Raw genomic sequence first — 8,885 nt, 5'->3', positions numbered from 1 at the left:
CTCTACGCCAGCACGCTGGTGCGGGTCCGCCCGGGGGATCCATCTCCGGCCTCGCTCGCGCTGGTCTGCGCCGTCGCGCTGGCCGAAACCGTCACCGCGCTGGGCTGTCCGGCAGTGACGATCAAATGGCCCAATGATCTGCTGCTGGACGGCGCCAAGCTCGCCGGGATCCTGCTGGAACGCAGCGGCGATGCGATCGTCGCGGGCTTCGGGGTCAATCTCACCACCCATCCTTCGATCGAGGGGCGCGAGACGGCCAGCCTGGCCGGCCGCCTCTGGATCCACTCGGCGGCCGAACTGTACGAGCATTTGACGGTGGAGTTCGCCCGCTGGCTGTGGATCTGGCGCACGGAGGGGCTCGCGCCCGTCGTTGCCCGCTGGCAGGCGCAGGCCCATGCGCTCGGGACGCGGCTCAATGCCAATCTGGCCGACGGCAGCACGATCACCGGCGCTTATGATGGCCTTGCGGCGGACGGCGCGCTACGGCTGCGCTTGGCGGATGGGCATGTGCATGTCATCCATGCCGGCGATGTGTTCCTGGTATGAGGGAGGGGTCAATGCTGCTTGCGATTGATGCGGGGAACACGAACGTCGTCTTTGCGCTGGTGGCCATGGGCAAGGAAGGCGGGCGCGAGATCAAGACCCGCTGGCGCATCGCCACGGATGCGCGCCGCACCGCCGACGAATATGCCGTGTGGCTCAGCCAGCTGCTGACGCTGGAGGGATATCAGCGCAGCGATGTGGAGGGCGTGATCATCTCCACCGTCGTGCCGCGCGCGCTGCACAACCTCGAAGTGCTCTCCAGCAAGTATTTCGGGCATGAGGCGCTGATCGCCGGTCGCCCGCCCGTCGAATGGGGCGTCGCGCTCGACGTGGACGAGCCGCAGAGCCTCGGCGCCGATCGCGCGGTCAACACCATCGCTGCCCATGCCATTCACGCCGGCGACCTGATCGTGATCGATTTCGGCACCGCGACCACGCTTGATGTGTCGGACTTCAACGGCGCCTACAAGGGCGGGATCATCGCGCCCGGCATCAACCTGTCGCTGGATGCGCTGGTGAACGCCGCCGCCAAGCTGCCGCGCATCGCGATCGAGGCGCCCAAGGCGAATGTCGGCGTGATCGGCCGCAACACCGTCGATCAGATGAACATCGGCATCTATTGGGGCTATATCGCGATGATCGAAGGGCTGGTCTCGCGGATGAAGGCGGAAATCGGCCGCCCGGCGAAGGTTGTCGCCACCGGCGGCCTCGCAACCCTGTTCGAGCAGCATACCGACGTGTTCGACGCGATCGAGCCGGATCTCACGATCCAGGGGCTGGCGATCATGTGGGAACGCGCCCATATCGGTCGGTGAGATTTCGGTTGAAGAACCAACGTCATCCCGGCCTGGCGCCGGGATCCAAGGCGCCGCGAGCGTTTCGCTCTGCTTGAGCCCACAGCGCTCGTGGAGGGATGGATCCCGGATCAAGTCCGGGATGACGCAAGAGATTGGGGCAGGGGCTTCCCCCAGACACTGAAGCCATGAACATCAGGGCGCACCTGCGCCTTCCCCGCCGTCTCGCGTCGGCGGCGACGACTAAGGACAACTACGATTCCCAAGAAAGACGAACTTCTCTTCTGCGCCCTTGGCGGCTCCGGCGAGATCGGGATGAACGTGAACCTCTATGGCTGCCGCGGCCGTTGGGTGATGGTGGATTGCGGCGTCACCTTCGCCGACCATCAATATCCCGGCATCGATCTGGTACTGCCGGATCTGGCCTTTATCGAGGATCGGCTGGAGGAGCTTGGCGGTATCGTCCTCACCCACGGGCATGAGGATCATATCGGCGCGCTGCCCTATCTTGCCGACGATCTCGGCGTGCCGCTCTATGCCACGCCGTTCACCGCCGGCCTCATCCGCCACAAGCTGGAAGAGGAGCGGATTGCCGACCGGATCGACCTGCGCGTCATCATGCCGGGCGAGCGCTTCAAGGTCGGCCCGTTCGACTTCCAGTTCGTGCCCATGTCGCACTCCATTCCGGAAGCGAACGCGCTGATCATCGACACGCCGGCTGGCCGTGTGTTCCACACCGGCGACTGGAAGCTTGATGCCGCGCCGGTCATCGGCACGCCTGCCACCGCTGCCGAACTGACGGCGATCGGCGACACTGGCGTCGACGTGCTGGTGTGCGATTCGACCAACGTGTTCAATGCCGAGCCATCGGGCTCCGAAAGCGAGGTCCGGGTCGGCCTGGCCGATGCCGTCGCCAAGGCGCGCGGGCGCGTGCTCGTCACCACCTTCGCCTCCAATGCGGCGCGCCTGCAGACGCTCGGCGAGGTCGCGGAAGAGACCGGCCGCGCCTTGTGCGTCGCCGGCCGCTCGCTGGATCGCATCATCAAGGTCGCGCGCGCCTGCGGCTATCTGAAGAACTTTCCGAATACGATCACGCCGGATGAGGCGATGCGGCTGCCGCGCAATCAGGTGCTGGTGGTGGCGACCGGCGGTCAGGGCGAGGCCCGCGCGGCCCTGTCCCGCGTTGCCGAGGGCTCGCACCCGATCAAGCTGGATGCCGGCGATACCGTGATCTTTTCGTCCAAGCAGATCCCGGGCAATGAGGTGGCGATTGGCCGCATCCAGAACATCCTGGCCGGCCGCGGCGTTGAGATGATCACGGAGAAGCAGGCGCACGTCCATGTGTCGGGCCACCCCGGCCGGCCGGAGCTCGCCCAGATCTATGGCTGGCTGCGCCCGCGCGTGCTGGTCCCGGTCCATGGCGAGATGCGCCACCTGATGGAGCAGGCCCGCTTCGGCCTGTCGCGCGGTATCCCGCAGACGATCGTGCAGACGGATGGCGATCTGGTGCGGCTCGCGCCCGGCGCGCCGGAAAAGATCGGTCATGCGCCGGTCGGGCGGCTGGTGCTGGATGGTGACGTGATCCTGCCCGCCGATGGGGCGACCATCAACGAGCGTCGTCGGATCGGTCTTCACGGCCAGGTCTCCGTGGCCGTTGCCGTTACCAATCGCGGTCGGCTGGCTGGTGCGCCGCAGATCCGGCTGCAGGGCATCCCCGTGGAGGAAGAGCGCGCCGCCTTCATCGCCGAGGCGGAGGACGCCGCGGCGGAAGCGGTGCAGGGCGGATCGCGCGACCGCGATCGGCTGCGTGAGGAGGTGCGCCTCGCGGTGCGCCGCTGCGCCACCCGCTGGACCGGCAAGAAGCCGATCGTCGACGTTCTGCTGCTGGAGGTCTGACGCGCCATGAGGTGGACGTCCGCGCTGGCGATCTACATCCTCTTCTGGACCTTTTCCGTCTTCCTGGTGCTCCCCTTCGGGGTGCGCACCAGCGAGGAGGCGGGGACGGAGCGGGTCGCCGGCCAGGCAGACAGCGCGCCGCACGACTTCGCCCCCGGCAAGGTCGCGCTGCGCGTGACGATCGTCGCCACGGTGTTGTTCGTGCTGTTTTACGCCAATTACATCTACGGCTGGATCACGCCGGACATGATCGACATGACCAAATATTGATCCGCTGACCGCCGGGCGTGGGGAGGGGCGGAGCCCCCGACCGATCCAGCCATTGCGGCTCGCCCGTGCGGAGGTCAGGCTTCTGGCAAAACTCCGCCGGCAGCATGCACCCCCGATCCCGGTCCGGCGCGCGGGTTCAGGGTTCAGGCTTCACGGTTCTGCTCGCACATCGGGTGTAACGGCCGGCACTTTGCCTGCCGGACCAGCCTGCCCCAGAGCACAGGCCGCCCGCCGCGCTTACCGCAGCCGTTCGATCGCCTGCGCCAGCGCCACGTACAGCTTGCCCATGTCCGACGACAGCAGGGTCACGCCCAGCGGCGATCCGTCGCGCTGGGTCAGGATCACGCGCAGCATCGCCTCGAAATCGTGGATGTAGCGGTTCACCTGGTCGCGGAACTCCGCATCCTCGTCATAGAAAGTGGCGATCTGGCGCTGGTCGACATCTTCCAGCAGCCGCACCGCGCGGCGGGTGAAGACGCCGCGATCGCCTTTCAGATAGGCCGCCCAGGCGCTGTCCGCGACGTCGGACGAGAAGCTGCGGGTGATGTCGATCGATGCGGAGTTCAGCGCCTCGATCAGCTGCGAGGCGCGTCGGGCGAAGCTTTCCAGCTCCTGTTCCTCGCGCGCGGTGCGTGCCAGTTCGATCTGCGAGTCCACCGTCGCCGACAGCGATTCGATCTCCTTCAGCCGCTCGTCGAGCCGGTCCGCCGCTTGCGAGGCTGCCTTGACGGCGATCTCCGCGGTATTGGCGATCTGGTGGATCTGGGTGTCGAGCCCCGCATTCACCGCCCGGCGCAGCGCATCCGCGCCCGATTTGCCCAGCGCGTCCGCCGCCTCGGGGATGACGCGCGCCAGCACGTCGCGGGCATGTTCGGCCGCCTGGCTCGCCGTGTCGCGCACGCGCAGCAGCATCTCGATCAGGCGCGGCGCGGCTTCCTCGGCAAAGCGATTGGCCCGGTCCGCCGCCTCGTCCACCATCTGCCCCATCGCGTCCGCCTTGGCACGGCCCGTCGCCAGCGTGTCGAGCAGATTGCCCGTCAGCATGTCCACATTGCCGCGCTGATCCGCGATCACCTGCGCGATCGCCTCGATCGCCGAATGAGTGCTTTCCGCCGCCGTGACGAGCGCGAGCAGCTCCGGCTTGGCCGCCGCGACCACCTGCTTGGCCGCGACCACGCGCGAATCGAGCCGGTCCACGGCCGCCGGCAGCGTTTCGTCGATCTCGCGCGCCGCCGCGTCCAGCGCAATCAGCAGCGCCTCCGTCGTCGAGATCGCCTTGTTCGCCATGGCATCGCCGGCGGCGAGCGCCTGCGTCATGGCATCCGCCGATCCGCCCAGCGCGCTGATCGACGCCGCCAGGATCTGCGATCGTTCGACCCCCTGATGGTGCAGCTTCTGCAGCCGGTCCTCGACCCGGGCGATGCCGCCTTCCAGATCGCCGACCAGCCCGTCGCCCGCCGCGCGCTGGCTGTCGAGCCGTTCGGCGATGCGCTCGATCACCGCTTCGATCCGGCTGACGCGCTCGGCGAGCGCCTCGGCGCTTTCGCGCGCGGCGCTGTTCAGCGCTTCCTGGTTGGTGTTGACCATCGCCAAGAGCGTATCGGCCTGCGCGGCCAGCCCCTTGCGCGATTCCTCCACCGCATCGGCCGTGCGCTGGAGCAGCGCATCGACCGCCGCCGACATGTCGCCCGTCACCGCTTCCAGCCGCGCGCCCGCGGTTTCGCTGGTGGCCTCCATGCGGGTCATGTGCCCGGCCAGCGACTTCGCCGCGTCGCCCGCCACCGTTTCCGCCTCGCGCCCGCGCTCCGCCAGCGCGGCGATCTGCGTCTCGAGCGCCGCGGCCTGTTCCCCGGCCTTCACGCCCGCCTGTTCGATCCGGCCGATCAGCGCTTCGGCATCCGCCTGCGCCTTGGGCATGGCGTCCAGCAGCGCCGACAGGCTGTTCTGCGCCTGTCCCGCCGCTTCGGCGAGCGACCGGGCGTGAACGTCCGCCTGGTCGATCTCCTCCGAAAGATTGCGGCCGATCGTCGCCAGCCGGGCGCTCGCCTCGTTGCCGATGGCGCCGATCTGCCGCGCCTGCTCGGCCAGTTGCTGGCGGTTCTGCTCCAGCGTGCCGGCGAGCGAGGAGACCAGCCATTCCAGCGCCGCCGCTTCCTCGCGCATCGCATGGGCGGTGGCCGCGAAGCGCTGCGCCTCCGCCCAGCTCGTGCGCAGCAGGATCAGCCAGACGATGCCGGCAAGCGCGGGCACGGCGACCAGCGCGGCGCCGAACTGGGCGATGTCCAGCGGCCCCATGGTGGCGAACTGCCCCCGGCCCAGCCACAGCAGCACGCCGATCCACACCGCCGACAGGGCGACCAATACGATCGGGCCCAATGTTTCGCTGCGCGCGGGTGGCAGTGGCGCCTGCGGCTCGGCGTGATAGTCCTGCTCCGCTGGGATGGGATGCTCAACCGTTTCCGCCCGCACGTCCGGTGCGCTGGTGTCGTTCATCTCGCTTGCGTCGCGCGTACGGATGTCGATTATCGTCTGCCCCCCAGTCATGGGGCGAGATGTACCATGAAATTACCCTGCTCAAAGCAAATAGCGGCAACTTGCGATTAAGCGTTTCGTCGTAGCGTCGTGCGAATGGCGATCGATCCGGGAGCAATCCACGCCGCATTGGCGGCCGCGGTGGGGGATGACCCGGCACTGATTGCGGAGCTGCGCGCGGCGTTCGTGGAAAGCGCGCGGCGCGGGCTGGCCGCCATCGAAGGCGCTCGGGATGAGGAGGCTTGGCGCGCCGCGGCGTGGCGGCTGAAGGGGCTCGCCGCCAGCTTCGGCGCCGTCCGGCTCGTGGCGCTGGCGACGGAGGCGACGCGCCGCCCGGTCGGCGATCCCGCCATGATCCGGCGCTTGCGACAGGCGGTCGCGCGGCTGTAAAATCCGCACGGCCCCGTCGCGATCGCGGCGCCCGCTTGGTGTCCGCTTGGTGCCCGCTTGGTGATTGCCCAGCGTCCGGACAGCCCCTAACAGCGCGCGATGCTCGCAGGGCTGATCTTTGCCGTCCGGGATGCGGACGAGCCGATGGGCGCGCTTGCCGCCACGCTGCCGTTCGCCGGAATGACGGTGATCGAATATCAGGCGCGCCTGCTCATCGCCGCCGGCGTGTCGCAGATCGTGGTGGTCGTGGCGCGGCGTAACGGTCGATACCGTGCGCAGCGCCGGGGAGGCGGCCGCGCGGCTGCATCCGCTGGCGCAATTGCTGGTGGTTGCCGATGGCCTCATCACCACCGAGGCCGTGGTCGGCCCGCTGGCGCAGGAGCAGGGCGATACCTTGCTGGTCGTTCCGGAAGGCGAGGGCGATGCCGGTTATGAGCTGATCGGCGGCGGCGATGCATGGGCAGGCCTTGCGCGGCTCGACAGCAAGCGACTGACCGAGGTCGCCGCCATGCCCCGCGATTACGATGTTCAATCGTCGTTGCTTCATGTCGCCGCCCAGGCCGGTGCGCTTCGCCTCGTCCTCCCGGAGGGCGAGCCGCGGACCGGCCATGGCATCGAATCGCGGCGGGAGACGCTGGAGACGCGCAGCCGCGCCGTGGTTGGCGCGACGCTCGCCGCACGGCCGGGCTGGTTCAATCGCTGGCTGGTCCGGCCGCTCGCGCGGGCGGTCATGCCATGGCTGATGCGCCGGCATATGCCCACCGGCGTGATGGCCGGCGTAACGGCGGCGTCCGGCGTTGCTGGTCTGGTGGCGCTCTGGACGGGGCAGCTCACCATCGGGCTGCTGCTCGGCGTGTTCACCACGGCGCTCGCGGCGCTGGCGGCCAGCTTCGCCTGGCTGCGCGATGAAGATGTTCTGGCGCGCGTGATGGGCGGGCTCGGGCTCGGCGTGCCCGCCTTGTCCGCCTTGCTCCTGGGGCATGCACTCGATGCGGAAACGGGTGAGCTGACGGCCCGGGTGCTCGCCCTTGCGCTCGTTGCGGCGGGCGCGCTGGGGCATCGCGCGATGCGCGCAGGCCGTCCGAACTGGTGGGGTGATGCGCCCGCCTATCTCGTCGTGATCGCGGTCGGAACGGTGCTCGGCATGCCGTTCCTCGGCCTCGTCTGCGCGGCCCTGTACGCCACCGTAACGCTGGCGTTCGCAATTGAGACACTTCGCGCGCCAGTTTAGCAGCCCTTTAACGTGCCGCGCGCTAATGCGCTTTCATGTCGGTCGATCACAGCGGCGCCTCGGAGGTCAACAAGTCGGATTCGGCGCCGCTTTTCGCGCGTGCCGCGGCCGCGGCGTCGCGCGCCGAGGTTCGCCTGGCGGGGGTCATCGATGATTACTTCCGTTCGGAGGAAGACCGGCTGGATGATCGAACCCGCACCGCAACGGCGGCGATGCTGCGCGCCACGGTTCAGACTATCGCGCAGGATCTTTCCGCCCGTGCATCGGATCATCTGGGCGATCATCTTGGCCGGTTCTGCACCACCACGCCGCCACGCGATGTGGGGGCAGCGGCGCTGGTTCACCGCTTGCGCGAGTCAGGATTGCTGCGCGATCGCGCATTGATGGCGGAACTGTTCGCCCAGGTGCGTCAGGATCACCTGAGTGCGGCCCTGCTCGCCCGCGGCGCCGCGGGTGCGACGCCTTGGCTGCATGACCTTGCCGGCAGTCCGGATCGGGCGCTCGCCGGCGCTGCCCGCGCTTATCTCGATGCGGAAAGCCTCCGGCGTTCCGGGCGGGTGGCAGATCTGCCGGACATGCTCCGTGAACGGCTCATCTGGTGGGTGGCGGCCGCGCTTCGGGAACGCTGGGCGGTCGCTGCGCCGTCCCGCACCGCCGTTGATCGTGCCATCACCAAGGCCGCGCAACGCAGCATGTCGGCGCAGAATGATCAGGACCGCTTCGATGTGGCGGCCGACCGGCTGGCCGCGGCGCTTCGCCGCGCGCCTGCCGCGCTGCCGGATCATCTGATCCGGGCACTGGAGGAGGGGCATCTCCTGCTCTTCATCACCCTCCTGTCACAGGCACTGGCGCTTGATGATCGGGAAGTGCGGGCGCTGGTGCTTGATGTGCATGGGGAGGGGCTCTGGCTCGCCCTGCGTGCTGCGGACCTCGATCGGGTTGCGATTGCGCGGATCGGTCTCTTATTGGCGGATGCCGACCCGCGCCGCGACATCGAAACATTGGCGGATATGCTTGATGCGATCGCTCAGGTCGCGCCGGATGAGGCGATGGACAGCCTGGCGCTGCTCGCCCTGCCGGCCGAATTCCGGTCCGCGGTACGGGCGCTGGACAATGCGGTGATGCGGTGATCGACGGTCCCGCGCTCACGGCCCGGCTGGATGAGGGCGATCGGCTGGTCGAGGCCGATCCGCGCTTCGCCGCGATGAACGAGCGTGCCGGCGGGGCGC

The 8,885-nt window shown here is 68.7% G+C and carries 8 protein-coding genes; 7 read left to right on the top strand and 1 reads right to left on the bottom strand.

Going from position 1 to position 8,885, the window contains the following annotated elements:
• The 4 genes from AX702_RS05975 to AX702_RS05960 form a co-directional block, all read left to right on the top strand.
• The coding region (locus tag AX702_RS05975; RefSeq protein ID WP_066777439.1) for a biotin--[acetyl-CoA-carboxylase] ligase at positions 1 to 546 on the top strand (546 nt) is incomplete at its 5' end.
• Between the two features lie 11 nt (positions 547 to 557).
• Entirely contained in the window at positions 558 to 1,358 is an 801-nt protein-coding gene (locus AX702_RS05970; RefSeq protein WP_066777437.1) for a type III pantothenate kinase, read from the top strand.
• Positions 1,359 to 1,652: 294 nt separating this feature from the next.
• Positions 1,653 to 3,233: a ribonuclease J gene (locus tag AX702_RS05965; protein WP_066777434.1), complete on the top strand. Its 1,581-nt coding sequence runs from the start codon at positions 1,653 to 1,655 to the stop codon at positions 3,231 to 3,233.
• Between the two features lie 6 nt (positions 3,234 to 3,239).
• Positions 3,240 to 3,503, top strand: coding sequence for a DUF1467 family protein (locus AX702_RS05960; protein WP_066777432.1), 264 nt, complete (start codon positions 3,240 to 3,242; stop codon positions 3,501 to 3,503).
• A gap of 237 nt (positions 3,504 to 3,740) precedes the next feature.
• On the opposite strand, the gene AX702_RS05955 is transcribed toward AX702_RS05960, so the two are convergent.
• Positions 3,741 to 5,996 (bottom strand): hypothetical protein, encoded by a 2,256-nt coding sequence (locus AX702_RS05955; protein WP_231731745.1) that lies wholly within the window; start codon positions 5,994 to 5,996, stop codon positions 3,741 to 3,743.
• 135 nt (positions 5,997 to 6,131) lie between these two features.
• On the opposite strand from AX702_RS05955, the gene AX702_RS05950 reads away from it, so the two are divergent.
• The 3 genes from AX702_RS05950 (at position 6,132) to AX702_RS05940 (ending at position 8,786) form a co-directional block, all read left to right on the top strand.
• Positions 6,132 to 6,425, top strand: a complete 294-nt coding sequence (locus tag AX702_RS05950) for an Hpt domain-containing protein (protein WP_066777428.1) — start codon at positions 6,132 to 6,134, stop codon at positions 6,423 to 6,425.
• Positions 6,426 to 6,696: 271 nt separating this feature from the next.
• Positions 6,697 to 7,656, top strand: coding sequence for a hypothetical protein (locus tag AX702_RS05945; protein WP_066777425.1), 960 nt, complete (start codon positions 6,697 to 6,699; stop codon positions 7,654 to 7,656).
• 35 nt (positions 7,657 to 7,691) lie between these two features.
• A complete protein-coding gene (locus tag AX702_RS05940) occupies positions 7,692 to 8,786 on the top strand; it encodes a DUF2336 domain-containing protein (protein WP_066777422.1) in 1,095 nt (364 codons plus the stop codon).
• Positions 8,787 to 8,885 lie beyond the last annotated feature (99 nt).

The organism is Sphingomonas sp. CCH5-D11, from assembly GCF_001557395.1.
Lineage (GTDB): Bacteria > Pseudomonadota > Alphaproteobacteria > Sphingomonadales > Sphingomonadaceae > Sphingomonas.
The sequence above is the reverse complement of the archived record's forward strand: the minus strand, read 5'-3'. Positions and strand labels throughout refer to the sequence as shown.

What these genes read in the sequence shown, in the direction of transcription:
- AX702_RS05970 (WP_066777437.1), top strand. Translation starts at nt 558, where the DNA reads ATGCTGCTTGCGATTGATGCGGGGAACACGAACGTCGTCTTTGCGCTG.
- AX702_RS05965 (WP_066777434.1), top strand. Translation starts at nt 1,653, where the DNA reads ATGAACGTGAACCTCTATGGCTGCCGCGGCCGTTGGGTGATGGTGGAT.
- AX702_RS05960 (WP_066777432.1), top strand. Translation starts at nt 3,240, where the DNA reads ATGAGGTGGACGTCCGCGCTGGCGATCTACATCCTCTTCTGGACCTTT.
- AX702_RS05955 (WP_231731745.1), bottom strand. Translation starts at nt 5,996, where the DNA reads ATGAACGACACCAGCGCACCGGACGTGCGGGCGGAAACGGTTGAGCAT.
- AX702_RS05950 (WP_066777428.1), top strand. Translation starts at nt 6,132, where the DNA reads ATGGCGATCGATCCGGGAGCAATCCACGCCGCATTGGCGGCCGCGGTG.
- AX702_RS05940 (WP_066777422.1), top strand. Translation starts at nt 7,692, where the DNA reads ATGTCGGTCGATCACAGCGGCGCCTCGGAGGTCAACAAGTCGGATTCG.